At 60.3% G+C, this 23,444-nt stretch carries 28 protein-coding genes; 15 read left to right on the top strand and 13 right to left on the bottom strand.

Annotated features, from left to right (window positions below; translation table 11 throughout):
- Positions 1-95: 95 nt before the first annotated feature.
- The 3 genes from rnd (at position 96) to AEQ63_RS07485 (ending at position 2,557) form a co-directional block, all read left to right on the top strand.
- Positions 96-1,229 carry a ribonuclease D gene (gene rnd / locus AEQ63_RS07495; RefSeq protein WP_064362548.1) on the top strand — a complete coding sequence of 378 codons (1,134 nt, stop codon included), beginning with the start codon at positions 96-98 and terminating at the stop codon, positions 1,227-1,229.
- Positions 1,226-1,519 (top strand): YcgL domain-containing protein, encoded by a 294-nt coding sequence (locus tag AEQ63_RS07490; RefSeq protein ID WP_041478850.1) that lies wholly within the window; start codon positions 1,226-1,228, stop codon positions 1,517-1,519. The genes rnd and AEQ63_RS07490 overlap by 4 nt, the downstream gene beginning before the upstream one ends.
- Positions 1,520-1,624: 105 nt before the next feature.
- Positions 1,625-2,557 carry a D-2-hydroxyacid dehydrogenase gene (locus AEQ63_RS07485; protein WP_064362546.1) on the top strand — a complete coding sequence of 311 codons (933 nt, stop codon included), beginning with the start codon at positions 1,625-1,627 and terminating at the stop codon, positions 2,555-2,557.
- Between the two features lie 127 nt (positions 2,558-2,684).
- On the opposite strand, the gene AEQ63_RS07480 is transcribed toward AEQ63_RS07485, so the two are convergent.
- Positions 2,685-3,278: a nitroreductase family protein gene (locus tag AEQ63_RS07480; protein WP_064362544.1), complete on the bottom strand. Its 594-nt coding sequence runs from the start codon at positions 3,276-3,278 to the stop codon at positions 2,685-2,687.
- Between the two features lie 164 nt (positions 3,279-3,442).
- Between AEQ63_RS07480 and AEQ63_RS07475 the strand changes: the two genes are divergently transcribed.
- The gene (locus tag AEQ63_RS07475; protein ID WP_016771232.1) at positions 3,443-3,892 is read left to right on the top strand and encodes a YcgN family cysteine cluster protein; all 450 of its coding nucleotides are present in this window, start codon (positions 3,443-3,445) and stop codon (positions 3,890-3,892) included.
- Between the two features lie 118 nt (positions 3,893-4,010).
- On the opposite strand, the gene AEQ63_RS07470 is transcribed toward AEQ63_RS07475, so the two are convergent.
- From AEQ63_RS07470 to AEQ63_RS07455, 4 genes are all read right to left on the bottom strand, one after another.
- Positions 4,011-4,388, bottom strand: coding sequence for a YgaP family membrane protein (locus AEQ63_RS07470; protein WP_042607429.1), 378 nt, complete (start codon positions 4,386-4,388; stop codon positions 4,011-4,013).
- 81 nt (positions 4,389-4,469) lie between these two features.
- On the bottom strand, positions 4,470-4,940 hold the full coding sequence (locus AEQ63_RS07465) for an RNA methyltransferase (protein ID WP_007911337.1): 471 nt from the start codon (positions 4,938-4,940) through the stop codon (positions 4,470-4,472).
- Positions 4,941-5,069: 129 nt separating this feature from the next.
- Positions 5,070-5,441, bottom strand: coding sequence for a YajD family HNH nuclease (locus AEQ63_RS07460; protein WP_003222612.1), 372 nt, complete (start codon positions 5,439-5,441; stop codon positions 5,070-5,072).
- Positions 5,442-5,489: 48 nt separating this feature from the next.
- The gene (locus AEQ63_RS07455) at positions 5,490-6,176 is read right to left on the bottom strand and encodes a spermidine synthase (RefSeq protein WP_064362541.1); all 687 of its coding nucleotides are present in this window, start codon (positions 6,174-6,176) and stop codon (positions 5,490-5,492) included.
- 80 nt (positions 6,177-6,256) lie between these two features.
- Here AEQ63_RS07455 and AEQ63_RS07450 point away from each other — a divergent pair, with 80 nt between their 5' ends.
- The gene (locus AEQ63_RS07450) at positions 6,257-6,541 is read left to right on the top strand and encodes a hypothetical protein (protein ID WP_064362540.1); all 285 of its coding nucleotides are present in this window, start codon (positions 6,257-6,259) and stop codon (positions 6,539-6,541) included.
- Here the strand turns inward: AEQ63_RS07450 and AEQ63_RS07445 are convergent.
- Positions 6,538-7,011: a cyclic nucleotide-binding domain-containing protein gene (locus AEQ63_RS07445; protein ID WP_042607432.1), complete on the bottom strand. Its 474-nt coding sequence runs from the start codon at positions 7,009-7,011 to the stop codon at positions 6,538-6,540. The genes AEQ63_RS07450 and AEQ63_RS07445 overlap by 4 nt on opposite strands.
- A gap of 191 nt (positions 7,012-7,202) precedes the next feature.
- Complete coding sequence (locus tag AEQ63_RS07440; RefSeq protein ID WP_064362538.1) at positions 7,203-9,257, bottom strand: S9 family peptidase; 2,055 nt, start codon at positions 9,255-9,257, stop codon at positions 7,203-7,205.
- 225 nt (positions 9,258-9,482) lie between these two features.
- Between AEQ63_RS07440 and AEQ63_RS07435 the strand changes: the two genes are divergently transcribed.
- From AEQ63_RS07435 to AEQ63_RS07425, 3 genes are read left to right on the top strand one after another with little or no spacing between them, the layout of a single operon-like run.
- A complete protein-coding gene (locus tag AEQ63_RS07435) occupies positions 9,483-9,980 on the top strand; it encodes a hypothetical protein (RefSeq protein WP_064362536.1) in 498 nt (165 codons plus the stop codon).
- 15 nt (positions 9,981-9,995) lie between these two features.
- Positions 9,996-10,772 carry a class II glutamine amidotransferase gene (locus AEQ63_RS07430; RefSeq protein ID WP_024012022.1) on the top strand — a complete coding sequence of 259 codons (777 nt, stop codon included), beginning with the start codon at positions 9,996-9,998 and terminating at the stop codon, positions 10,770-10,772.
- 12 nt (positions 10,773-10,784) lie between these two features.
- Positions 10,785-11,327: a DUF2937 family protein gene (locus tag AEQ63_RS07425; RefSeq protein WP_042607436.1), complete on the top strand. Its 543-nt coding sequence runs from the start codon at positions 10,785-10,787 to the stop codon at positions 11,325-11,327.
- Between the two features lie 145 nt (positions 11,328-11,472).
- On the opposite strand, the gene AEQ63_RS07420 is transcribed toward AEQ63_RS07425, so the two are convergent.
- Positions 11,473-12,387, bottom strand: a complete 915-nt coding sequence (locus AEQ63_RS07420) for a LysR family transcriptional regulator (protein WP_064362534.1) — start codon at positions 12,385-12,387, stop codon at positions 11,473-11,475.
- A gap of 159 nt (positions 12,388-12,546) precedes the next feature.
- On the opposite strand from AEQ63_RS07420, the gene AEQ63_RS07415 reads away from it, so the two are divergent.
- From AEQ63_RS07415 to AEQ63_RS07400, 4 genes are all read left to right on the top strand, one after another.
- Entirely contained in the window at positions 12,547-13,833 is a 1,287-nt protein-coding gene (locus AEQ63_RS07415; RefSeq protein WP_064362531.1) for an MFS transporter, read from the top strand.
- A 62-nt stretch (positions 13,834-13,895) separates the two neighbouring features.
- Positions 13,896-14,648 carry a 5-oxoprolinase subunit PxpA gene (locus AEQ63_RS07410; RefSeq protein WP_064362529.1) on the top strand — a complete coding sequence of 251 codons (753 nt, stop codon included), beginning with the start codon at positions 13,896-13,898 and terminating at the stop codon, positions 14,646-14,648.
- Positions 14,645-15,349: a 5-oxoprolinase subunit PxpB gene (gene pxpB / locus AEQ63_RS07405; protein WP_064362528.1), complete on the top strand. Its 705-nt coding sequence runs from the start codon at positions 14,645-14,647 to the stop codon at positions 15,347-15,349. Before AEQ63_RS07410 ends, pxpB begins: the two co-directional genes overlap by 4 nt.
- A complete protein-coding gene (locus AEQ63_RS07400; protein WP_064362526.1) occupies positions 15,346-16,269 on the top strand; it encodes a biotin-dependent carboxyltransferase family protein in 924 nt (307 codons plus the stop codon). The genes pxpB and AEQ63_RS07400 overlap by 4 nt, the downstream gene beginning before the upstream one ends.
- An 88-nt stretch (positions 16,270-16,357) precedes the next feature.
- On the opposite strand, the gene AEQ63_RS07395 is transcribed toward AEQ63_RS07400, so the two are convergent.
- Complete coding sequence (locus tag AEQ63_RS07395; protein WP_064362524.1) at positions 16,358-17,536, bottom strand: vWA domain-containing protein; 1,179 nt, start codon at positions 17,534-17,536, stop codon at positions 16,358-16,360.
- A gap of 12 nt (positions 17,537-17,548) precedes the next feature.
- Positions 17,549-18,394 (bottom strand): AAA family ATPase, encoded by an 846-nt coding sequence (locus AEQ63_RS07390; protein ID WP_007911294.1) that lies wholly within the window; start codon positions 18,392-18,394, stop codon positions 17,549-17,551.
- 226 nt (positions 18,395-18,620) lie between these two features.
- Here AEQ63_RS07390 and AEQ63_RS07385 point away from each other — a divergent pair, with 226 nt between their 5' ends.
- Entirely contained in the window at positions 18,621-19,118 is a 498-nt protein-coding gene (locus tag AEQ63_RS07385; protein WP_064362522.1) for a helix-turn-helix domain-containing protein, read from the top strand.
- Here the strand turns inward: AEQ63_RS07385 and AEQ63_RS07380 are convergent.
- Positions 19,115-20,191 carry a DUF748 domain-containing protein gene (locus AEQ63_RS07380; protein WP_064362520.1) on the bottom strand — a complete coding sequence of 359 codons (1,077 nt, stop codon included), beginning with the start codon at positions 20,189-20,191 and terminating at the stop codon, positions 19,115-19,117. The genes AEQ63_RS07385 and AEQ63_RS07380 overlap by 4 nt on opposite strands.
- Positions 20,192-20,332: 141 nt before the next feature.
- Between AEQ63_RS07380 and cysK the strand changes: the two genes are divergently transcribed.
- Together cysK and AEQ63_RS07370 are read left to right on the top strand one after the other, a co-directional pair.
- The gene (cysK, locus tag AEQ63_RS07375; RefSeq protein ID WP_064362519.1) at positions 20,333-21,307 is read left to right on the top strand and encodes a cysteine synthase A; all 975 of its coding nucleotides are present in this window, start codon (positions 20,333-20,335) and stop codon (positions 21,305-21,307) included.
- Between the two features lie 184 nt (positions 21,308-21,491).
- The gene (locus AEQ63_RS07370) at positions 21,492-22,430 is read left to right on the top strand and encodes an aspartyl/asparaginyl beta-hydroxylase domain-containing protein (RefSeq protein WP_039760974.1); all 939 of its coding nucleotides are present in this window, start codon (positions 21,492-21,494) and stop codon (positions 22,428-22,430) included.
- A 47-nt stretch (positions 22,431-22,477) separates the two neighbouring features.
- On the opposite strand, the gene AEQ63_RS28605 is transcribed toward AEQ63_RS07370, so the two are convergent.
- Both AEQ63_RS28605 and AEQ63_RS07365 read right to left on the bottom strand, forming a co-directional pair.
- Positions 22,478-22,654 (bottom strand): hypothetical protein, encoded by a 177-nt coding sequence (locus AEQ63_RS28605; protein WP_161806070.1) that lies wholly within the window; start codon positions 22,652-22,654, stop codon positions 22,478-22,480.
- Between the two features lie 43 nt (positions 22,655-22,697).
- Positions 22,698-23,234, bottom strand: a complete 537-nt coding sequence (locus AEQ63_RS07365; protein WP_064362517.1) for a hypothetical protein — start codon at positions 23,232-23,234, stop codon at positions 22,698-22,700.
- Between the last annotated feature and the right edge of the window lie 210 nt (positions 23,235-23,444).

The following is a 23,444-nucleotide window of genomic DNA, read 5'->3' as shown; positions in this document are numbered from 1 at the left end:
CAGGCAAGACATTTCCTTACAGCTCTTGCCCTTCAAAGGCGCGTAAATCGCCAGTGGCGATATATACTGCGCGCCATTCTTCAAGGGAGAGCCGTGTGGCTATCGATATTCACTGGATTCGCGACAACGAAAGCCTCGCGCAGTTTTGCGCCGAGTGGCAGCAACTGCCGTTCGTTGCCCTCGACACCGAATTCATGCGGGTCGACACCTTCTACCCGATTGCCGGCCTGTTGCAGATCGGCGACGGCAAACGCGCCTACCTGATCGATCCGCTGACCATCAACGCCTGGCAACCGCTGGCCGCGTTGCTGGAAAACCCGGCGGTCCTCAAAGTCCTGCACGCCTGCAGCGAAGACCTCGAAGTGCTGTTGCGCCTGACCGGCAGCCTGCCGGCGCCGCTGTTCGACACGCAACTGGCCGCCGCTTACCTGAACCTCGGTTTTTCCATGGGCTACTCGCGATTGGTGCAGGAAGTGCTCGGCATCGACCTGCCCAAGGGTGAAACCCGCTCCGACTGGTTGCAGCGTCCGTTGTCCGAAACCCAGATCAGCTATGCCGCCGAAGACGCCGTGCATCTGGCCGAGGTGTTCGTCGAGTTGCGGCCCAAGCTGTCCGACGACAAGTTCGCCTGGGTACTGGAAGATGGCGCCGAACTGGTCGCCAACCTGCGCCGCGAAACCGATCCTTACGAGGTCTATCGCGAGGCGAAACTGGCGTGGAAGCTGTCCCGCGCGCAACTGGCCGTGCTGCGTGAGCTGTGCGCCTGGCGCGAAAAAGAAGCCCGCGCCCGTGACTTGCCGCGTAACCGCATTGTTCGTGAACACTCGCTGTGGCCCTTGGCCCGCACGCAGCCGGATAACCTCGCGGCGCTGGGCAAGATCGAAGACATGCACCCGCGTACCGTGCGTCAGGACGGCCAGTTTCTGCTTGATCTGATCAAGCGCTCTGGCAGTGTGGGCCCTGATCAATGGCCACCGGCAGTGCCGGAGCCGTTGCCGATCGAAGCTGCTGCGTTGATCAAGCAACTGCGCGCGCTGGGTCAGGCCGAGGCCGAACGCCTCGGGATCGCCCCGGAATTGATGCTGCGCAAGAAAACCCTCGAAGCCCTGGTCAAAAGCGGCTTCCCCGAGGGGCCTTACCAATTGCCCGATTCGCTGCGTGGCTGGCGCCGCGAATTGCTCGGTCAGAAGCTGCTCGACAGCCTGTCCACCGCCGGAGAACAGCCTTGAAACGTATTTGCTCCATCTACCAAAGCTCCAAGCGCAGCGGCATGTATCTCTATGTGCTCAAGAGCGATGCGCTCGAGCGCGTGCCGGAAGCGCTGATGACGGCTTTCGGCAAAGCGAAGCATTCCTTCGATCTGGTGTTGTCGCCCGAGCGCAAGCTGGCCAGCGAAGACATCACCGTGGTCCTGGAAAACCTCGACAAGCAGGGCTATCACCTGCAAATGCCACCGGCCGAGGACGAGTACATCGAGCACTTGCCCGAAGAGTTGCTGCGACGCAACGACCCGGTCTGACCCGCGAGGCCCTGTCCTGGGCCTCGGTTAACCCTGGAACTGTTTTTACCGCGATGGCCGGCCCGATCCCGGCGGCCGTCTGCACGGTTTGCGAAAGGTTTGAAGATGCGCGTTCTGATTGCCGAACACGACCACGCGATATACGCCCGACTGCTGCGTCAGGCACTGCCCGAGCTTGAAGTCCTGACCAGCGGCGACTCCGCCGAACTGGCGCGTCAGGCCGCCGATTGCCCGGTCTGGCTGGGCCAGCCGGACCTGCTGGCGACCCTGCTGCGCCAGGGCCATCAACCGCAATGGCTGCAATCGACCTGGGCCGGTATCACGCCGCTGCTCGCCGACGGCTTGCGCCGCGATTATCGCCTGACCCGTGCGGTGGGGATTTTCGGTCAGGTCATGGCCGAATACGTGCTGACCTACATCCTCGGCCACGAGCGCGAAGTGCTGGCGCGGCTGGTCAGCCAGGTCGAGCGCAAGTGGGACAACCGCAGCGGCCAGAGTCTGGTCGGGCGCAAGGTACTGATCGTCGGCACCGGTGACATCGGCCAGAGTGTCGCGCAATTTCTCCTGCCATTCGGCGTCGAGTTGTACGGCATCGCCAGCAGCACCCGCGAACAGGCGCCGTTCGTCGAAGTCGGCGCGCTGGCCGATCTTCCGCGTCTGGTGGGCGAGGTGGATTACGTGGTCAACCTGCTGCCGAACACCGAACACACCCACGATATCTACGACGCGGCGCTGTTCAAGCAATTCAAGCCGACCGGGTTGTTCATCAACGCCGGGCGCGGTGTCGCGGTGGTCGATGCCGATCTGGTCGAGGCTTTGAAGGAAGGGCACCTGGCCGGTGCGGTGATTGACGTCTGCCGTCAGGAGCCATTGCCGCAACGCCATCCATTCTGGACCGCGTGGGGCTTGCTGCTGACCGGGCACAGCTCGGCACCAACGTCGCCGGCGCTGATGGTGGATTTGTTTGTCCAGAACCTGAAGGCGTATGAGGCGGGTGAGGCGTTGCGTGGGGAAGTGGATTTCACCCGCGGTTACTGATTCTGCGCGGTACCTCTTGTAGGAGTGAGCCTGCTCGCGATAACGGTGTGTCAGTCAACATTGATGTCGACTGACACGGCGTCATCGCGAGCAGGCTCACTCCTACAGTGGTTTTATGGCGTGGCTTTTAAAGGGTGAAATCGCCTTCGGCCACCAGCTCGCTCAGCGGACGACGCGGGCTCGGCGTTTCGCGGGCTTGCAGGTACTCGGCCAGGGTTGCCTTGTCACCGAGCTTGCCCACCGCCACCGCCGCATGCAGGGCATATTCCTCAGGAATGTTCAGTTCCTTGCGGGTCAATTCCTGATCGAAACCGGCCATGCCGTGGGTGTGCCAGCCGCTGAGGCTCGCCTGCAGCGCCAGATGGCCCCACGCCGAGCCGGTATCGAACGTGCTCCAAAGCGCCGGGGTTTCCTCGGTAGCGCCCGGTGCCACGAAAGTGGTCTTCGAAATCACGATCACCAGCGCTGAAGCATGCTGCGCCCAGCTGCGGTTGAATTCGTTGAGCAGGCCCAGATAACGCTGCCAGTTCGGTGTATCGCGGCGTGCATAGAGAAAGCGCCACGGTTGCGAGTTGTACGCCGACGGCGCCCAGCGCGCGGCTTCGAAGAAGCTCAGCAAGGTCTCTTCAGGGATCGCTTCGCCGTTAAAAGCGCGGGGCGACCAGCGCTCGGTGAACTGCGGGTGAATGGCGTAATCGGCAACGCGAGGGTTGGCACTCATGCACGGATTCCTTGCAACGGATGGGGAGAAGTTCGCTGCAAAACCCTACTGGGCGGCGCTGGGGCTGACAAGCGGATTTACCGACAGTCGCCGGCGCTTGGCCACCGCGCCCGCTGGCACTAGACTGGCGGCCTTTTCACCACCTTGATGTTGATGCTTGAACCATGGCCGCCATAGTCGAACCGTTCTGGAAACGCAAAACCCTCGATCAACTCGATCACGAGGAATGGGAATCGCTGTGCGACGGCTGCGGTCTGTGCTGCCTGCAAAAACTCGAGGATGAAGAAGACAACAGCGTCTATTACACGCGCATCGCCTGCAAACTGCTGGATCTGAAGACCTGTCAGTGCAGCGATTATCCGAACCGTATCAAGTTTGTGCCTGACTGCATCCAGCTCACCCCGGGGCAGGCGGAAGAATTCAAATGGCTGCCGCCGACCTGCGGATATCGTCTGGTCAGCGAGGGCAAGGATCTGCCGTTATGGCATCACCTGGTGTGCGGTGATCGCGATGCAGTGCACCACGAGCGAATTTCCCAATCCGGACGCATGCTCGCCGAAGGCAGCGTGCCGGAGGATGACTGGGAAGATCACCTGATTTTTCGCGCGGGCTGATGGTGAAGGGATTCGAAACCGCTATCGCGAGCAGGCTCACTCCTACAGGTGAGCGCGTTTCAATTGTAGGAGTGAGCCTGCTCGCGATGGCGTAATTCGCCTCAACGCATTATTTGGATCAAACGCCGGCTTTCGGCGAGGTCAGCGAATCATTGCCGGTAACGGTCGCCGTTTCCGTGGCAACTTCGGCGTTGGTCTTCAGCTTGCTCAGTTCTTCTCCGGCGCGTTCGATCTTCGCCCGTACGTTGTTCATGTCCTGACGACCTTTCTCCAACAGGCTTTTCGCCGAGCAATGGCCGGTGATGCCGCGGGCCACGGCCATGCCGCCGAGCGCCACTTGAATCAGGCCGAACACGCCGCCACGGCGCAGGCCCTTGCCGACCATCAGCACGCCGCCGGTCAACGAGCCGACGCGTTCCCAGCCGTGCACGTTCTTGTGCGAAGGCGACTGGAACGGGGTGGATTCGATGCGTTCTACGCGTTTGAGCTCGCTCATGATCTATCTCCAGGCAGGGTGCGATTGATAGATAAGCTGACTGCCGCGGCGGTCAGCTTGTTCCATCGAATGTGCGACGCTTCAGCGGAATTTCGGCCCGGAGCGGGTGTTCAGGCCTTTGGCCATGCGGTCGTAAAGCACGACGTTGACCGTAGCGGCGAGGTTCATGCAGCCGGTGGTCGGGATGTACACGACGTCTTCGCACCAGTCGCGAATCTCTTTATCCAGCGAACCGTCTTCCGGACCGAAGATGTACAGCGCGCGGTCGGGGTGGGTGTATTCCGGCAATGGGCGGGCGCCTTCCACCAGTTCCACAGCGACGGGCACGCAGTTGAGCGGGAGGATTTTTTTCAGGTCGTCGATGCCGATCAGCGGGATGTCGTAGTGCACGCGCTTGGTGTCGGTGACGAAATCGGCGGCGCGTTCATAACGCTTGCCGGTGTAGAACACCGAGGCCACGCCATAACAGCCTGCGGCGCGCATCACCGAACCGACGTTCTCCGGTGATTTGGGATTATACAAACCAATGCAGCTGTACCGTTTGTCTGCCACGAGCGGGGTGCCTTCGGGAAAAGAGGGCGATTATACGGGGATAAGATCAAAAGATCGCAGCCTTCGGCAGCTCCTACAGTCTAATGGCGTACACCGTGTAGGAGCTGCCGAAGGCTGCGATCTTTGCTTTTAATCTTCTTTTTTCATCAGGCCAGCGAGGGCCGCAAACGGGTTATGCGTGGCCTTGGCGATTTTCGGTGTGCTCAGCGAGCCGTCGCCGAAATACTGCTGGTCGGTGTAACGCGAATGCTCGTTGTCGTGGCAATACAGGCACAACAGCTCCCAGTTCGAGCCGTCCTGCGGGTTGTTGTCGTGATTGTGGTCGCGGTGGTGCACGGTCAGTTCGCTCAGGCGTTTGCCGGAAAACTCGCGGGCGCAGCGGCCGCAGACGTGCGGGTACATCTTCAGGGCTTTGTCGCGATAGCCCATTTCCTTGTCGCGCTGGTTGTCGGCGAGGATGCGGTCCAGCTTCGACGTGTTGGTGGGGGTGGACGAACTCATGGGTTCACCTTTGTAAAAGACTGATGACGGTTATGCGCAGAGTTTAGCTCAGCCCTTGAGCTTCTCGGCAATCCAGATCGTGTGGCGGGTGCCCTTGTTGCCGTGGGCGAAGACCTGGACTTCTTCGGCCTTGAAACCGGCCTTCTTCAATTTGTCGGAAAACTGCCGATCAGCGCTGGCCGACCACACCGCCAGCACGCCTTTGGGGCGCAGGGCCTTGGCGCAGGCACTCAGACCAGCGGCCGAGTACAACCAACTGTTGGCTTTCTGGGTCAGGCCTTCAGGGCCGTTGTCGACATCGAGCATGATCGCGTCGAACCCGTTCGGCTCGCTTTGCAGCACCTTGGCGACGTCTTCCATGCGGATCACCGTGCGCGGATCGAGCAATGGCCGGCCGGACTTTTCTCCGAGCGGGCCGCGATTCCACTCGACCACGCCGGGCACCAGCTCAGCGACCACCACTTCGGCGGCCTTGCCCAAATGCTTGAGTGCCGAGGCGAGGGTGAAGCCCATGCCCAGGCCACCGATCAGCACGCGTGAATTCGGCCGGCCGGCGACCTTGCGGCAGGGAATCTCGGCCAATGCGTCTTCGGAACCGTGCATGCGCGTGTTCATCAATTGCCCGCCGTCGCCGCCCTGGATCTTGATGACGAAGTCCTCGCCATACTCGAACAGGCACAGGGCACCGCCGTTTTCGGGGATCGGGGTGGTGTCGAGCAGAACGAAACGTTTCATGGAAATCTCTAAAGGGGGGAAGGCAAGCAGGCGCGTTGGGAGTAGCCTGAGCACAGACTAAAGGCCAAACGGAGCCCTTGATGAAGCGCACCATTCTAACGGTCATTACCCTGGCCGCGCTCGCGATTACTGCAGCCCAGGCCCAGCAGAGCATTCCGGTCAGTCCGACGCCGCAACCCGGCTCGCCCGGCACCGCGACGCCGACGCCGTATCCGCAGATCACCCCGATTACCCTGCCCAAGTCGGGCGCCGGCAGTGGCAGCCCGCCGCTGGTGCCGATCGAAATGCCCAGCCCGCCGAGCAAGGATCAACCGATGCCGGGTATCGAGCCGAACGGCAACAAGGCTAAATCCCCCGGCGGTTAAACCTGTTGCGCAGCCAATTGACCGTCGGCCATGCGCAGGCGTTTGGACAGCGAGACGGCAAGGGCGCGGATGATCTTTGCGGCGATTTTCGGTGCGTCGTTGAGCATTTTTTCCAGCGAGTCCTTGCCCAGGTTCAGCAACTGACAGTTGCTTGCCGCAATGCACGTGGCCGAACGCCGTTCGCCATCGAGCACGGCCATTTCACCGAAGGCACGGCCGCTGCGCAGGGTGGCCATGGTGATGACCTGACCGTCGACGCCGGTTTTCTGCACGGCGACCTGGCCGGTGTGGATGATGCACATGAAACTGCCGGCATCGCCCTCGCGAAAAATCGCTTCGCCTTCAGCCACGGTGCTGATGCTGAAGTAGCCGGAAGCGGCCGCGAAGTCGGCCAGCTGCAATTGATCGAACAGGCCACAGTCCATCAGCCAGTCGCGGATTTCGTTGTTCAGGAAGGTCGGTTCGGACATGTCGATGCGGTCTTTTTGTTTTCACATTTTCCGGGTATCACACGTTCCTTGTGTAGGAGCTGCCGAAGGCTGCGATCTTTTGATCTTGCTGTTAAAAAATCAAAAGATCGCAGCCTTCGGCAGCTCCTACACAGGGGAATCGGTGGAGGCGTTGAGTCTGGTGTTAAGACCCAGGCCACCCGCAGAGTTCCTCAGGCAATCTGCAAAACCTTGAACACAAACGTATATTCGAGTGCTACGTCACGTAATCCCTGATAGCGCCCGCTCATGCCGCCATGCCCGGCGCCCAGTTCGGTCTTGAGCAGCAGCAGGTTGTCGTCGGTCTTGGTTGCGCGCAATTTCGCTACCCACTTGGCTGCTTCCCAATATTGCACACGGCTGTCGTTGTAGCCGGCGATTACCAGCAGTGGTGGATAAGCCTGCGCGGTGACGTTTTCGTACGGCGCATAAGCCTTGATCCGATCATAGACGTCCGGTTCTTCCGGGTTGCCCCATTCGTCGTATTCGGTGACGGTCAGCGGCAGTTCTGGGTCGAGCATGGTATTGAGTACGTCGACGAACGGCACTTCGGCAATCGCCACGCCGAACAGGTCCGGACGCTGGTTAAGCACCGCGCCGATCAACAGGCCACCGGCGCTGCCACCGCTGATCGCCAGTTTGTCCGCCGTGGTGATGCCGTTGAGCACCAGAAACTCAGCGCAGGCGATGAAGTCGCTGAAGGTGTTGGGTTTGTGTTCCTGCTTGCCGGCGCGATACCAGGCTTCGCCCAGCTCGCCGCCGCCGCGTACGTGGGCGATGGCGAAGGCCATGCCGCGATCGAGCAGGCTCAGGCGCGCGTGGGAAAACCACGGATCGAGACTGGAGCCGTAGGCACCGTAACCGTACAGATACAGCGGCACGGGTTTGCCGACCATCTCGCGCTTCATCACCAGACTGATCGGCACCTGCGTGCCGTCCGGGGCGGTGGCCCACAGGCGCTGACTGACATAGGCGTCGGCATCGAACGGGCCGAGCACCGGGGTTTCCTTGAGCACCGTTTGCTCGCCCGTGGCGAGAATCAACTGGCGCACCTGGGCCGGGCGGTTCAACGCTTCGTAGCGCAACCGAATGCGATCGCTCTCGAACTCCAGGCTGTTTTGCACATGGAGGCTGTAGGCCGCATCGGGCAGTTGCACGCGATATGAAGCTTGGCCCTGCGGATGAACTTCGATGATCGGCAGACCCCCTTCACGCAGGCTCAAGGTCACCGCCTCGGTGTTGAGGCTGACGCCGTCGAGCATCACTTCATCGCTGTGCGGGATCAGGTTCTGCCAGTCGGCCTCGCTCGGCGGTACGCCGGTATCCGCAGCCTGATACAGGGCGAAGTTGATGCCGTCGCGGTTGGTGCGGATGAACCACGTCCAGACGCCGCCGAGCAGGCCGTGGTCGACGTCGTATTCGTGATCTTCGACCCGGGGCGCCAGACAGGCGAACGGCAGGTGCGGCTGATTGGCGTCCAGCGCCCAGACTTCGCTGGTGGTCTTGCTGCCCAGCGACAGCAGCAATTGCTGCTCGGAGCTGGCGCGGTAGCAATGCAGGAAGAAGCGCCCGTCCGGCTCGTGAAAAACCTCTTCGGCGGCGGTGCCATCGAGTCGATAGCGGAACAGTTTGTGCGGGCGATGGGTGTCGTCGAGCACGCCGAAGAACAGGGTCAGACTGTCGTTGGCCCAAGTCATGCTGCCGTCGCAGTCTGCGAATTCGAGTTCGCTGACCTTGTCGTTGGACAGTTCCTTGACGAACAGCGTGTAGATCTCATCGCCCGAGGCATCGACGCTGTAAGCCAGGCGCTGGTGATCGGGGCTGATGCTGAAAGCACCGAGCGAGAAGAAGCCGCCATTGGCCAGCGCATTCGGATCGAGCAGTAGCTGTTCGCGGCTTTCGTCGAGCGTCAGGCTGTCGTCCGCCGGACGCGGGCAGCGGTAGTGCCGGGCGTATTCGTCACCGGCGGTGGTGCGCGTGTAATACAGATACGGGCCCCAGGGCGAGGGCAGGGACAGGTCGGTTTCCAGAATCCGGCCCTTGATCTCGTTGAACAGGCTTTCGCGCAGTTCGGCCTGATCAGCGGTTTGCGCTTCCTGATAAGCGTTTTCGGCCTTGAGGTAGTCGAGCACCGCGTCGGTATCGCGCTCCTGCAGCCAGGCATACGGGTCGGCGCCGGGCGCCCGGTGGGCAATCGGGGCTGGGATGACATTGGCGGATTGGGGCATGGAAGGCTCTCGGACAGATATACAAATAGGGTTTTTCGCAGCATTTGAAACTGCCGCAATCCCTGTAGGAGTGAGCCTGCTCGCGATAGCGGTGTGTCATTCAGAATGACTTTGACTGATCAATTGCTATCGCGAGCAGGCTCACTCCTACAGGGGATGTGTCTATTGGGACAAGCCGCATGGGCGAAAAGTCGTTACTATAAGCGCCTCTTTGCCTGCCTTGCCATGGACACCATGACCGAGAACGACTATCTGATCGCCTGGGGCCTTTACGCCTTTGCCGCCGTAGGCTGCCTGCTGGTATGGATGCGCCTGACCACCTGGATGTGGCGCTGGCTGCGCGAGCCGCTGCGTGTGCTGATGGCGGTGTTGCTGTTCAGCCCGACCATCGTCGATCCAGTGAAAGCCAAGGTTGCGCCGGCCATCGCCATCACCGCGCTGGACACACTGTTCAAGGTCGGCAACAACGCCTGGCGCGCGGTTTCCGATCTGTTCATGTACGGCATGATCGCCTTCGGGATTTATCTGGTTTTCGTCTTGATCCGTATGCCGATCGAGCGTGCTTCAACAGCGCGTCGCGAACGCGCCGAGGCCGCCAAGGCTGCGGCCCGTGCCGAAGAACGCGAAGATGATCAGCCGTTCGGCGGCGCCGGTGACGACCGCTACGGTCGCCCGCCCGTGCCGAACAATCCGCAGCGCATGCGGGTCGAGCCGCGTCTGTAACCCGAGAGTCCGCACATGTGTGAATTACTGGGCATGAGTGCCAACGTGCCGACCGACATCGTGTTCAGCTTCACTGGCCTGATGCAGCGCGGCGGCCGCACCGGCCCGCACCGCGACGGCTGGGGCATTGCCTTCTATGAGGGCCGGGGCTTGCGGCTGTTCCAGGACCCGGCGGCGAGCAGCGAGTCGGAAGTCGCCAATCTGGTGCAGCGTTATCCGATCAAGAGCGAAGTGGTCATCGGCCATATTCGCCAGGCCAACGTCGGCAAGGTCTGCCTGTCCAACACCCACCCGTTCGTCCGCGAACTGTGGGGGCGCAACTGGTGTTTCGCGCACAACGGGCAGCTCGCCGACTTCACCCCGATCAAGAGTTTCTACCGCCCGGTCGGCGATACCGACAGCGAAGCGGCGTTCTGCGATTTGCTCAACCGTGTGCGCGCAGCCTTTCCGGAACCGGTGGATATCGAAGTGCTGCTGCCGGATCTGGTCGCCGCCTGCGCCGAATACCGCAGCAAAGGCGTGTTCAATTGCCTGCTCAGCGACGGCGACTGGCTGTTCTGTTATTGCTCGACCAAACTGGCCCAGATCACCCGGCGCGCACCGTTCGGCCCCGCACGGCTCAAGGATGTCGATGTGATTGTCGACTTCCAGGCCGAAACCACGCCCAACGACGTGGTCACGGTGATCGCCACCGAGCCTTTGACCGAAAACGAAACCTGGACCCGCTACGAACCGGGCCAATGGAGCCTGTGGCGACGCGGCGAATGCGTCAGCCAGGGCAAGACCGAATAAGGATTTGCACCCATGTTGCTCAGTTATGTACGGCTGGTGTTGTTTGCGGCGGGCCTGTTGATCGGTGTCCAGGTGCCGGGGTTCATCAACGATTACGCCCAGCGGGTCGAAGCGCATCTGATCGAAGCGCAGACCGGTCTGCGTGGTTTTCAGGGCACCGCCGATCAGTTTTTCAAAGGCGACATGCAGGCGCTGGTCGCGCATTACCGGGCCAGCGAAGACCCGATTTTTCGTAGCGATGCCGACAGCCTGAACACCTTGCTCACTCGCCAGGTCGCGCTGGATAAACAATTCCAGGCGATGCAAGGCCCGTGGTACGTGCGCTTCCTGCAAGTGGTGCTGGCCGCCGATCCGGACATTCGCAAGGAAACCTGGAATGGCTACAGCTATCAGATCCTGCTGACGCCAGAGGCAATGATCTGGGGCATGAGCGGGGCGTTGCTGCTGTCGTTCGGCATCGAATGCCTGTTCCGCCTGATCGACTGGGTAGTACTCGGCGGCCGCCGTCTGCGCCAGAGCCGGCCGATCGAAGATCGCGACGTGCGCGGCCTTTGAGATCGCTCATTTCCCCTGTGGCGAGGGAGCTTGCTCCCGCTGGAGTGCGAAGCGCTCCCGTCCAGTTATTCTGAGCGAGCGCAGGTAACGATTTTACGACTGCTGCGCAGCCGAGCGGGAGCAAGCTCCCTCGCCACAAGTGTGCTCAGTCAGTGAGGGTGATGCAGTCCTTGCCCCCCTTTTGCGCATACCCCGCCAAGACCTGCTGACACACCGTCACTATCTCCTCGACCCCCCCACCCCCGACCCGCCACGACACCACCACCGGCAGATTCGCCGGCCGCTGCGCGATGTCGAGCAGGGTCAGTTCGCCGCGTGCCAGTTCCTCGGCCACCAGCACCGGTGGCAGCGCGCCGATACCGAAGCCGTCACGCAACAACCGGGTGATCGCTGACACCGAGTTCACGCAATTCAAGCGTGGCGCCATGACGCCGTTGGCCTGCATCAGCGCGACGATATCCTGATGCGGTCGTGAGTTTTTCGAGTAAGTGACGATCCGCTCCTGCGCCAGTTCGGCGAGGTCGGCGTAGTCGCGGTTGTAGATCGAATTGCTCGCGACGATCCAGCCCAACGGATGGCTGGCCAACTCCAGACTACGCACGCTTTCGTGACGGACCAGATCGGTTTGCAGAACCAGATCGAGGAAGCCTTTTTGCAGCTGATCGCAGAGATTCAGCGCGGTATCCGCGACCAGCTCGATTTCCACTCGCGGGTACAGATCGGTCATCTGCGCCACCAGCGGGCTCAGCCAGGTATGGATCACCGTATCCATCACGCCGATACGCACCCGGCCGACCTTGCTCGAACGAGTCTCGATCGACTGTCTCAGCGCCGCCATGGTGTCGAGCATCTGTTCGGCATAATCGAGCACCTTCAGACCTTCCGGGGTCAGGCTGACGCCGCGTGAGTCGCGCAGAAACAGCTTCACTCCCAGCTCGCCTTCGAGCACTGCGATGCGGCTGGAAATCGACGCCTGAGTGGTGAACAGCTTGTCGGCGGTCAGGCGAAAACTCTTCAGGCGCGCGACCCAGACAAAGGTCTCGAGAAACTTCAGGTTCATGGGCAAGGCTCGGCTGACAAATTTTTCTTATGCCTAAGGCGGGTTTTTATTCGTTGGACGGCGCGGGGCAGGGCGACGAAAAATCGGCGCATCCGGTTCCCACGATAGGCGTCGTCGGAGCTTCGAACAAGACCAATAAAAGCCCTGCGGAGATTTGCCATGAGTGCTCCTGACACCCTCCCTTTATCCAAGCCTGCGGCGCGGCCCGGGCCGTTCGACTGGTACCGCAACATCAACCAGCAGGAGCGCCGCACGTTCTGGAGCTGCAAGATCGGTTACGGTCTGGATGGCATGGACACGCAGATGCTCAGCTTCGTCGTGCCGACGCTGATTGCGATGTGGGGCATCACCACTGGCGAAGCGGGGCTGATTCACACCAGCACCCTGATCGCGTCGGCGATCGGCGGCTGGGTCGCCGGAATTCTCTCCGACCGCATCGGTCGCGTGCGCACCCTGCAACTGACGGTGCTGTGGTTTGCCTTCTTCACTTTCCTTTGCGGTTTCGCGCAAAACTATGAACAACTGTTGATCGCCCGCACCCTGATGGGCTTCGGTTTCGGTGGTGAGTGGACCGCCGGTGCAGTACTGATCGGCGAGGTGATCCGCGCCCAGGATCGCGGCAAAGCGGTGGGCATGGTGCAATCCGGTTGGGCGCTGGGCTGGGGGCTGACGGCGATTCTGTATGCGCTGCTGTTCTCGGTATTGCCACCGGAAGATGCCTGGCGTGCGCTGTTCATCCTCGGCATCGTGCCGGCGATATTCGTGATTTTTGTCCGACGCCTGGTGAAAGATCCGGAAATCTATCGCGAAGCCAAAGCCGCGCAAACGCCAGAAAACCCGGCGAAGTTCTACGAGATTTTTGCTCCGGGCATGCTCTTCACCACGTTTCGCGCGTCGTTGCTGACCACCGGTGCGCTGGGCGGTTATTACGCAATCACCTCCTGGCTGCCGACCTTCCTCAAGAACGAACGCGGTTTGAGCGTGCTTGGCACCGGTGGTTATCTGGCGATGGTGATCGTCGGTTCCTACGTCGGTTACGTGATCAGCGCTTATCTGACTGATCTGCTGGGGCGGAAAAAGAATTTCATTTTGTTCGCGGTCGGCTCGTTCACCATCGTTCTGCTGTACACGCAGATGCCGGTCAGCAACGGCGTGATGCTGTGGCTGGGGTTTCCGCTGGGCTTCTTTGCCTCGGGGATTTTCAGCGGCATGGGTGCGTTTCTCACTGAATTGTTCCCCACGCGGATTCGCGGCTCGGGTCAGGGTTTCTGCTACAACATCGGCCGCGCGCTGGCGGCGTTGTTCCCGCTGCTGATCGGCCTGCTCAGCCAGAAAGTGCCATTGAGCATGGGCATCGGTGCCTTCGCGGCGGTGTCCTACGGCGTGGTGATTATTGCGGCTTTGAGCCTGCCGGAAACCCGCGGCAAACAACTCGAGGCGCAGTAACTGATAACCTGCTGGGCAGTGTCCTACAGATAAAAAGACGAGCAGCTACAGGAGTGTTCACCGTGAGCCGCCTGCTATTGAATTGCGACATTGGCGAGAGCTTCGGCAGCTGGACCATGGGTCTGGACGCCGAGGTCATGCCCTTCATCGATTGCGCCAACGTTGCCTGCGGTTTCCATGCCGGCGACCCGAGCATCATGCGCAAGACCGTGGCGCTGGCCCTTGAGCACGGCGTACAGATTGGCGCGCATCCGGCCTATCAGGATCTGGTCGGATTCGGCCGGCGCTCCATGGCCTATTCCGCGCAGGAGCTGCAAGACATCCTGCATTACCAGATCGGTGCGCTCGATGGCATCTGCAAGGCGCAGGGCGGGCGGGTCAGCTACGTCAAACCCCACGGCGCGATGTACAACGACATGATGGCCAACCCGGCGCAACTGCATGCGGTAGTGCAGGCCGTGGCCGCGTATGACCGCAATCTTCCGCTGATGCTCATGGCGACCCGCGACAACGCTGCGGCGCAGCAAGTCGGCGATGAATACGGCGTGACGCTGTGGTTCGAAGCTTTCGCCGATCGCGCTTACGACAGCGCCGGCCGGCTGGTCTCACGACAGTTGCCGGGTGCGGTGCATCACGATCCCGAGAAAATCATCGAGCAAGCGCTGACCATCGCCCATGGCGGCGAGCTCACCGCTAGCGACGGCAGCGCCTTGATCCTGCGCGCCAACACCTTGTGCGTACACGGCGACAACGCCAGTTCCGTGGCCGCCGTGCAGCGCATTCGCCAAGCCTTACAGCAGTCGAGTGCGTCATGAATCCACGGATTGAAGTGGTGGCGCTGGATTGCCTGATGCTGCGTCTGTTCGATGAAATCGCCGAAGCCAACATGCCGTGGATGCTCGCCGCCACCGAGCGTTTGCGCACGGCGTTTGGCGCCCAACTGATCGATCTGGTGCCGTCCTATACGACGTTGATGGTGCATTACGATCTGACGCTGCTGAGTCCGGCTCAGGCGCGCGAATTGATCGCCGAAGCGCTGGTCGACCTGTCGCCGAATGCGCGAAGCGCTGGGCAGTGTCACGTCTTGCCGGTCTGGTACGACCTCAGTGTCGGCCCGGAACTGAGCCTGCTGGCTGAACGTAGCGGGCTCGCGGTGGAGGAGGTGATCCGTCGGCACAGCGCACGGGAGTATCAGGTATTCGCCCTTGGTTTTGCGCCGGGCTTTGCCTTCATGGGCCTGGTCGAAGAGATTCTCGCCGCGCCGCGATTGAGCACACCGCGCAAAAAAGTCGCCGCCGGCAGCGTCGGTATCGCCGAGCGGCAGACCGCGGCTTATCCGGTCGTTTCACCCGGCGGCTGGAACCTGATCGGCCGCACCCCGGCGAAACTGTTTGATCGCCATCGCGACGGCTACAGCCTGATGCAGCCCGGTGACACGGTACGCTTCGAAGCGGTCGATCACGCCGAATTCATTCGTCTGGGCGGTGACGACACACCACTGGAGGCGCTGGCATGAGTCGACTGACGATCGAAGCCAGCACATCGCTGTGCCTGGTGCAGGATGCCGGGCGCTTCGGTGTGCGACACCTGGGCGTAACCCAAGGCGGCGCGGCGGATTGGTGTTCCATGAGCTGGGCCAATTGGCTGCTTGGCAATGAGCTGGATGCTGCGGTGGTTGAAATCACCCTCGGCGGGTTTGCCGTGGTGGCTGAAGAGGATTGCCTGCTGGCGCTGGCCGGAGCGGATCTCGGCGCGCAGATCGATGGACAGGCGCTGGCGCCGTGGCGCGGTTTCACGTTGCACAAAGGTCAGAGGTTGCAGTTCACCCAACCCTTGCTTGGCGCCCGGGCTTATCTGGCGGCTCCCGGCGGTTTTGCCGCGCCGTCCGTGTTGGGCAGTTGCGCGACGGTCGTGCGCGAAGAGCTCGGAGGGCTTGATGGTCTGGGCGTGCCGCTGACAAAAGGAGCGATCCTGAGTTATCACGGCGAACCCCGGCCGGTGCGTGACGTACCACAGACGCAGCAACCGGACCTGCGCTCGGTTAAACCGCTGGATCTGGTGATTGGTGCACAGATCGGCCAGTTCAGCGGGCAAAGTCTGTTTGATGTCTTCAACAGCACCTGGACAATCGACAGCCGCGCCGACCGCATGGGCATCCGCCTGCAGGGCGCGACATTGCACTATCAGGGCGCGGCGATGATTTCCGAAGGGATTCCCTTGGGCGCGGTGCAAGTGCCACCGGACGGGCAGCCGATTGTGTTGCTCAATGATCGCCAGACCATCGGCGGGTATCCGCGCCTGGGCGCGTTGACGCCGCTGGCACTGGCGCGGCTGGCGCAGTGCTTGCCGGGAGCGAAGGTGAGATTGCGGCCGGTGGTGCAGGACGTCGCGCACCGCGAGCATGTCGAGTATTTGCAGCGTTTTATAGATCGCTAAAAGCTTCGCGAGCAGGCTCGCTCCCACAGGTAAAAGCATTCCAATGTGGGAGCGAGCCTGCTCGCGAAGGCGTTCGTCGGGTTAACGATTATTTGGAAAGAAACCGCATCCCTTCCTCAAGCCCGCGCAACGTCAGCGGATACATCTGATCCTCGATCAGGTCGCGGACAATGTTGGTCGACGAGGTATAGCCCCACGTGTCCTTCGGATACGGGTTGATCCAGATGAGTTTCTTGTATTTCTCCATGAAGCGCTGCATCCACACGTAGCCCGGCTCTTCGTTCCAGTGCTCGACACTGCCGCCAGCCTGGGTGATTTCATAAGGCGCCATGGCGGCGTCGCCGATGAAGATCACTTTGTAGTCGGCACCGTACTTGTGCAGCAGATCCTGGGTCGAGGTGCGCTCGGAAGTGCGGCGCATGTTGTTCTTCCACACTGATTCATAAATGAAGTTGTGGAAGTAGAAGTACTCCAGATGCTTGAACTCGGTCTTGCAGGCCGAAAACAATTCCTCGCAGATCTTCACGTGCGCATCCATTGAGCCGCCGATATCGAACAACAGCAGCAGCTTCACCGTGTTGCGCCGTTCCGGGCGCATCTGGATATTCAGCAGGCCGGCATCCTTGGCGGTGTGGTCGATGGTGCCATCGATGTCCAGCTCTTCCGCCGCGCCCTGTCGAGCGAACTTGCGCAGACGACGCAAGGCGACCTTGATATTGCGGGTGCCCAGTTCCACTGAATCGTCGAGGTTCTTGTACTCGCGCTGATCCCAGACCTTGACTGCCTTGCCCTGACGCTTGCCGGCATCGCCAACCCGGATGCCCTCCGGGTTGAAACCGCCGGAGCCGAACGGGCTGGTGCCGCCGGTGCCGATCCATTTGTTGCCGCCGGCGTGACGTTCCTTCTGTTCTTCCAGACGCTTCTTGAACTCCTCGATGAGCTTGTCCAGCCCGCCCAGGGACTGGATCTGCGCGCGTTCTTCATCAGTCAGAGAGCGCTCGAACTCCTTGCGCAGCCAGTCTTCGGGAATCAGCGCCTGCAAGTGGTCGTCGAGTTTTTCGAGGCCATTGAAGTAAGCGCCGAACGCACGGTCGAACTTGTCGAAATGACGTTCGTCCTTCACCAGAATCGCCCGCGACAGATAATAGAACTCGTCCATGTCGGCGAAGGTCACGCGCTCTTTCAGCGCGTTGATCAGGTCGAGCAACTCACGCACCGACACCGGCACCTTGGCTGCACGCATTTCATTGAACAGGTTGAGCAGCATGGCAGCAGCCTCTTAGCGGGTGCCGCGACGGCTCATGAACGCCAGGCGCTCAAGCAGTTGCACGTCCTGTTCGTTCTTCACCAGCGCACCGGCCAGCGGCGGGATGGCTTTGGTCGGGTCGCGCTCGCGCAGCACCGCTTCGCCGATGTTGTCGGCCATCAGCAGTTTCAGCCAGTCGACCAGTTCCGACGTCGAAGGTTTTTTCTTCAGGCCCGGTACCTTGCGCACGTCAAAGAACACGTCGAGCGCTTCGCTGACCAGATCCTTCTTGATGTCCGGGTAGTGCACGTCGACGATTTTCTGCAGGGTAGTGCGGTCGGGGAAAGCGATGTAGTGGAAGAAGCAGCGGCGCAGGAAGGCGTCCGGAAGCTCTTTCTCGTTGTTGGAGGTAATGATGATGATCGGGCGCTTCTTGGCCTTGATGGTCTCGTCGATCTCGTAAACGTAGAACTCCATCTTGTCGAGTTCTTGCAGCAAGTCATTGGGGAACTCGATGTCAGCCTTGTCGATTTCGTCGATCAGCAGAATCACCCGCTCCTCGGACTCGAACGCTTCCCAGAGCTTGCCTTTCTTCAGGTAATTGCGCACGTCGTGGACTTTTTCATTGCCCAACTGCGAGTCGCGCAAACGGCTGACCGCGTCGTACTCGTAAAGACCCTGATGGGCCTTGGTGGTGGACTTGATGTGCCAGGTGATCAGCTTGGCACCGAACGACTCGGCCAGTTGCTCGGCGAGCATGGTCTTGCCGGTGCCCGGCTCACCTTTGACCAGCAGTGGCCGCTCCAGGGTGATGGCGGCATTGACCGCCAGCTTCAGGTCATCGGTGGCGACGTAGGCCTGGGTGCCTTCGAACTTCATCTGCAAATCCTCGAACGGTAACGCCGACCTTGCGGGCAGGGCGGGGGCGAATAATCGGATGCCCCGACTATAACGCGCACGCCGGTCGACTGTGAACGCAGACGGCTTATTCAGTCTCTGAATGGGGCGTCACATGTTGACTCAGTCTCGGCGGATGGCCAGTATTCAGGTATCGCCGATTTGGCGATAGCCTTTCTTACTTGGTAGATAAAAAGGCAGAAAATCGATGTTACCCATGAAACGCCCGCGTCTACGATCTGCGCAGGTCCTGTCGGATTTCAGGTTGGCGCTGACATTTATCAATGGTCAGGAACTGACAGTTGATTTGGGGGTGGATATTCATACTTGTCCAGGTCTGCGGCCACTGCTTGATCGCGATGTCTTTGCGACTGCCGTAGGTGGGGACGAGGGTTGGTTCGTCGAATGGCTAGAGCCCGACATACAGATTGGCGCAGACACCTTGTACATGGATGCGCTGGCGCAAAATGCCCAAGACGAGAACACACGCATTTTTATCGACTGGCGCGCCCGTACGGGACTTTCGCTCAGTGAGGCGGCCGAGGCGCTGGGTGTGAGCGCTCGGAGCATCAGCCGTTACAGCAATGGGCGTGAGGCAGTGCCACGTTCTTTGGCGTTGGCCTGTCTGGGCTGGGATTCGCTGCAACAGCGCTCATCGATCGCGGCCGAAGACACTGGTAGATATGTCGTCAACCGCAAAACTTAACCCTCATCCGGCTTCGGCCTTTCATACCGCGCATTGAAGGCCTGGATAAACCCGTTGCGCAAAATCTGCAAAAACGCCTCGAACGCGTTGACGTTCTGCTGGTGCACATTGCCACTGAGTTGGACCCGGGTGGCGAACTGGTTTTTGTTCTGGTTTTTCAGAACGGTCTCGGTGCCGCCGACCAGTGCTTCCCAGACCGAGCGGAACAGGCCTTTGTTCTTGTTCTCGACGTCCTGCTGCCAGTTGAAAACGTCGACGTCGCGCAGCAGGGGTTTGATGTAGCCGGTGAGTAGGGCTTTCTCTGCCTTGGCTTCGATGACCACATCGCCGTGGCCGGCGTTGAAGTCGAACTTGCCATAGGCCGAGGCGAAGTCGTTCATGCGTTTGAGCTCGATGTCGCGGGCACGCAGGCGGAATTCGAAGTCTTCGAAGTTGCTCAACGGATCGAAGGTGGCGGTGGTTTCCAGTGGCGCGTGGCCCAGCAGCAGCGCCTTGCCTTCGAAGCGGGCGTCGCGCTTGCCTTCCTTGTCGACCACGTTGGTCAGGTTGTAGATGCTGGCGTTGACGTTGCTGGCATTCATGTTCACCGGCGGCTTGGAATTGAAGTTGCGAAAAGTGATACGGCCGTCGTTGATCTGCACTTCATCGAGGGTGATCGGCAGCAGCTTGCCCAGTTGCTCGCGCCAGTCGGTGCCCTGACCGGTCTGCGAGTTCTGCTTGTTGGGGCCGCCGTCGACAAAGTTGATTTCGGGATTGAGGAATTGCACCTGCGCAACCACCGCATGGTCGTACCACAGCGAATGCCAGCTCACCGAGAGGTCGATCAACGGCGCATCGACGAACGGCACCGGCACCTTGCCGTCGACCTTGACGATTTTCAGACCGTTGATTTTGTACGCGCCGCGCCACAGTGCGAGGTCGACATCGGTGATCTGGCCACGGTAATCACCCATGTCCGCGAGCTTGTCATTGAGGTAGTCGCGTACCAGATAGGGCAGGGCGAAGTGCAGAGCGACCAGCAGCACCACGACACCCGCCAGGGTCCAGAGCGGCCAGCTGTAACGACGTTTCATGCCATTGTTCCTTCAAGAGTGTGCCTTGACGATTCAAAGCGATTGACTGCGCGCGTTCGCAGACGTTCGCCCCGACTGGACTGTGATCGGTAACAGGCTTACCTTGAAAGGCTGAATTCAACGCTGCATAAGGACCCAGCCATGAGCCGTATCTACGCTGACAACGCCCACTCCATCGGCAATACGCCGCTGGTCCAGATCAACCGCATCGCGCCGCGCGGGGTCACGATCCTGGCCAAGATCGAAGGGCGCAACCCCGGTTACTCGGTCAAGTGCCGGATCGGCGCCAACATGATCTGGGACGCCGAAAGCAGCGGCAAACTCAAACCGGGCATGACCATTGTCGAGCCCACCTCCGGTAACACCGGCATCGGCCTGGCCTTCGTCGCTGCTGCGCGTGGCTACAAACTGATGCTGACCATGCCGGCGTCGATGAGCATCGAGCGCCGCAAGGTCCTGAAGGCCCTGGGGGCGGAACTGGTGTTGACCGAGCCGGCCAAGGGCATGAAGGGCGCCATCGAGAAAGCCGCGGAAATCGTCGCCAGTGATGCCGACAAATATTTCATGCCGGCGCAATTCGATAACCCGGCCAACCCGGCGATTCACGAAAAGACCACCGGTCCGGAAATCTGGAATGACACCGATGGGGCCGTCGACGTGCTGGTGGCTGGCGTCGGCACCGGCGGAACCATCACCGGCGTCTCGCGGTATATCAAGAACACCGCCGGCAAACCGATTCTGTCGGTGGCTGTGGAGCCTGCATCTTCGCCGGTCATCACCCAGGCGCTGGCCGGTGACGAGATCAAGCCTAGCCCGCACAAGATTCAGGGCATTGGCGCCGGTTTTGTGCCGAAGAACCTGGATCTGTCGATGGTCGATCGTGTCGAGCAGGTGACTGACGAAGAATCCAAGGCCATGGCTTTGCGCCTGATGCAGGAAGAGGGGATTCTGTGTGGTATTTCCTGCGGTGCCGCCATGGCGGTGGCAGTGCGTCTGGCGGAAACCCCGGAGATGCAGGGCAAAACCATCGTCGTGGTGCTGCCGGATTCGGGTGAGCGTTATCTGTCGAGCATGTTGTTCAGTGACCTGTTCACCGAGCAGGAGAACCAGCAGTAATCCTGTTGATTCAGGTCAGCCGAGGTTCAGGCGCTGCATGTTAATAAAGGCTTTGTTGCGCGATGCATAACACTGAATCATGTATCAGGCGGGTTTTTCCCGGAGCCGGTAGTGTTTATCATGGCCGGCTGCCATGCTGGGAAAAGGGCATTGCGCAGCGTTGTCTTTATTCAAGGAGTCGTTGATGACCGTTTCGTTTGCCGCCAAGGCGTTTGTGCTGTTGCTGTTTCTGGGCAGCACGCTCTATGTGCATTTGCGCGGCAAGGCGCGTTTGCCGGTATTGCGCCAGTTCGTCAACCACTCGGCGCTGTTCGCCCCGTACAACGCTCTGATGTACCTGTTCTCCGCAGTGCCGTCCAGACCGTATCTGGATCGCAGCAAGTTTCCGGAACTGGATGTGCTGCGCGATAACTGGGAAACCATCCGCGACGAAGCCATGCATCTGTTTGACGAGGGCTATATTCGCGCCGCCGAAAAGAACAACGACGCCGGTTTTGGCTCGTTCTTCAAGAAGGGCTGGAAGCGCTTCTATCTGAAGTGGTACGACAAACCGCTGCCATCGGCCGAAGCCCTGTGCCCGAAAACCGTGGCACTGGTCAGTGCCATTCCCAACGTCAAGGGCGCGATGTTCGCGCTGCTGCCGGGCGGCAGTCACCTCAATCCGCATCGTGACCCGTTTGCCGGCTCCCTGCGTTATCACCTCGGTCTGTCGACACCCAACTCTGACGATTGCCGGATCTTCGTCGACGGTCAGGTTTACGCCTGGCGCGACGGCGATGACGTGATGTTCGACGAGACCTACGTGCACTGGGTCAAGAATGAAACCGATCAGACTCGCGTCATTCTGTTCTGCGACATCGAACGCCCACTGAGCAATCGCCTGATGACCCGCATCAATCGCTTCATCAGCGGCTGGCTCGGCCGCGCCACTGCCCCGCAGAACCTTGACGATGAACGCGTCGGCGGCATCAACCAGGCTTATGCCTGGAGCAAGAACTTCAGCGACCGTTTCAGCGGCGTGGTCAAACAGTGGAAACGCCGGCATCCCAAGGCCTACCGCGTCATGCGCCCGGTGCTGGCGGTGCTGGTGCTGACGTTGTTGGGGTATTGGCTGTTTGGTTGAGGCTGGATCAGGCAATGAAAAAACCGCTCTTTGCGAGCGGTTTTTTGTTAGCGGAAGGAAAAGGACGACCCGGCTAATACGCCGCTTGGCTCTTCAACGGCTGGATTGGCCAGTGCATTCCTGATGCGATGCATCTCGGTTTCAGATAACTCAACAGATGGCTGCTTTTTCTCCATCTTTCTGGATTTGGAGTTTGATGCTTTCTTTTCAACGACAGCTTTCATGGGATCTCCGACGTTGATGAGTAAATGAGCAGGTGCTCAGATACTAGACTTGGTCAATGCGCTTCACAAGACGGCCCTCAGAGTCGAATTCGAAACCCAGTTGACGGTATAGAGGTATAGCTCCCGAAAGAGGCTCCTGAATTTCGATCTGCTGGCTGCCGATGATACGGGCGAAGTGAGTGACCGCAGTCAGGGCGAAGGTCGCTATGCGGCTCTTGAGTGGGTGTTCGTCTGGCTGCCCCTCAAGACGCACAATCCTGACTCTCAGCCGGCTTTGGTTCGGATTGGCGAAACAAAGTCCGCACAGTTCACGATCAAACCAGATTGCCAAATCGAAGCTCATTGGTTCCTTGGCTTTCCATCGGACAATTTCCTCCCAGCAGAAATGCGGATCGAGCCATTGCTCATAAGCTTTCATGGCGGACGCATCAATCGCCTCGAAGCGAACCCTGGAATAATCAACGTCAACAATTGCGCGCGCCTCAAGTTCGCTGTGTAGCTTCGCAAATGTAAGTGCGGCCCGCTTCCTGGCCTCTGACCGATAAACCTGATACCGCAAATACGTCCGTTCCCTTGGCATATGATCTCTTGCATTCCATGTCTCCTGACAATCCATTGCCACCGCCAATCACCCTAATCATCCCGCCCCAAACTGTCGCTGCCGGCCCTTTGCCCAAGTCATTGCAATCTGTGTCCCGGGCTGGTTATAGTCAGCCCGCTTGAGCGCCGTGCTCACGCTTTCATTTCCTCAATAAAGATCTGCCTCCATGCCTGCATCCCTCATCAATGC

It is taken from the genome of Pseudomonas sp. RIT-PI-o (assembly GCF_001297215.1).
Lineage (GTDB): Bacteria > Pseudomonadota > Gammaproteobacteria > Pseudomonadales > Pseudomonadaceae > Aquipseudomonas > Aquipseudomonas moraviensis_A.
The sequence above is the reverse complement of the archived record's forward strand: the minus strand, read 5'-3'. Positions and strand labels throughout refer to the sequence as shown.

Bases quoted from the DNA above. Each gene is read 5' to 3' on its own strand.
- AEQ63_RS07390 (WP_007911294.1), bottom strand. From the start codon at position 18,394: ATGAAGTTCGAAGGCACCCAGGCCTACGTCGCCACCGATGACCTGAAG.
- AEQ63_RS28605 (WP_161806070.1), bottom strand. From the start codon at position 22,654: ATGAAAGCTGTCGTTGAAAAGAAAGCATCAAACTCCAAATCCAGAAAG.
- pxpB (WP_064362528.1), top strand. From the start codon at position 14,645: ATGAATCCACGGATTGAAGTGGTGGCGCTGGATTGCCTGATGCTGCGT.
- AEQ63_RS07470 (WP_042607429.1), bottom strand. From the start codon at position 4,388: ATGAGCGAGCTCAAACGCGTAGAACGCATCGAATCCACCCCGTTCCAG.
- AEQ63_RS07460 (WP_003222612.1), bottom strand. From the start codon at position 5,441: ATGAGTTCGTCCACCCCCACCAACACGTCGAAGCTGGACCGCATCCTC.
- AEQ63_RS07440 (WP_064362538.1), bottom strand. From the start codon at position 9,257: ATGCCCCAATCCGCCAATGTCATCCCAGCCCCGATTGCCCACCGGGCG.
- AEQ63_RS07455 (WP_064362541.1), bottom strand. From the start codon at position 6,176: ATGAAACGTTTCGTTCTGCTCGACACCACCCCGATCCCCGAAAACGGC.
- AEQ63_RS07365 (WP_064362517.1), bottom strand. From the start codon at position 23,234: ATGCCAAGGGAACGGACGTATTTGCGGTATCAGGTTTATCGGTCAGAG.
- AEQ63_RS07380 (WP_064362520.1), bottom strand. From the start codon at position 20,191: ATGAAACGTCGTTACAGCTGGCCGCTCTGGACCCTGGCGGGTGTCGTG.
- cysK (WP_064362519.1), top strand. From the start codon at position 20,333: ATGAGCCGTATCTACGCTGACAACGCCCACTCCATCGGCAATACGCCG.
- AEQ63_RS07480 (WP_064362544.1), bottom strand. From the start codon at position 3,278: ATGAGTGCCAACCCTCGCGTTGCCGATTACGCCATTCACCCGCAGTTC.
- AEQ63_RS07385 (WP_064362522.1), top strand. From the start codon at position 18,621: ATGTTACCCATGAAACGCCCGCGTCTACGATCTGCGCAGGTCCTGTCG.
- AEQ63_RS07435 (WP_064362536.1), top strand. From the start codon at position 9,483: ATGGACACCATGACCGAGAACGACTATCTGATCGCCTGGGGCCTTTAC.
- AEQ63_RS07425 (WP_042607436.1), top strand. From the start codon at position 10,785: ATGTTGCTCAGTTATGTACGGCTGGTGTTGTTTGCGGCGGGCCTGTTG.
- AEQ63_RS07430 (WP_024012022.1), top strand. From the start codon at position 9,996: ATGTGTGAATTACTGGGCATGAGTGCCAACGTGCCGACCGACATCGTG.
- AEQ63_RS07420 (WP_064362534.1), bottom strand. From the start codon at position 12,387: ATGAACCTGAAGTTTCTCGAGACCTTTGTCTGGGTCGCGCGCCTGAAG.
- AEQ63_RS07400 (WP_064362526.1), top strand. From the start codon at position 15,346: ATGAGTCGACTGACGATCGAAGCCAGCACATCGCTGTGCCTGGTGCAG.
- AEQ63_RS07485 (WP_064362546.1), top strand. From the start codon at position 1,625: ATGCGCGTTCTGATTGCCGAACACGACCACGCGATATACGCCCGACTG.
- AEQ63_RS07445 (WP_042607432.1), bottom strand. From the start codon at position 7,011: ATGTCCGAACCGACCTTCCTGAACAACGAAATCCGCGACTGGCTGATG.
- AEQ63_RS07415 (WP_064362531.1), top strand. From the start codon at position 12,547: ATGAGTGCTCCTGACACCCTCCCTTTATCCAAGCCTGCGGCGCGGCCC.
- AEQ63_RS07475 (WP_016771232.1), top strand. From the start codon at position 3,443: ATGGCCGCCATAGTCGAACCGTTCTGGAAACGCAAAACCCTCGATCAA.
- AEQ63_RS07370 (WP_039760974.1), top strand. From the start codon at position 21,492: ATGACCGTTTCGTTTGCCGCCAAGGCGTTTGTGCTGTTGCTGTTTCTG.
- AEQ63_RS07450 (WP_064362540.1), top strand. From the start codon at position 6,257: ATGAAGCGCACCATTCTAACGGTCATTACCCTGGCCGCGCTCGCGATT.
- AEQ63_RS07395 (WP_064362524.1), bottom strand. From the start codon at position 17,536: ATGCTGCTCAACCTGTTCAATGAAATGCGTGCAGCCAAGGTGCCGGTG.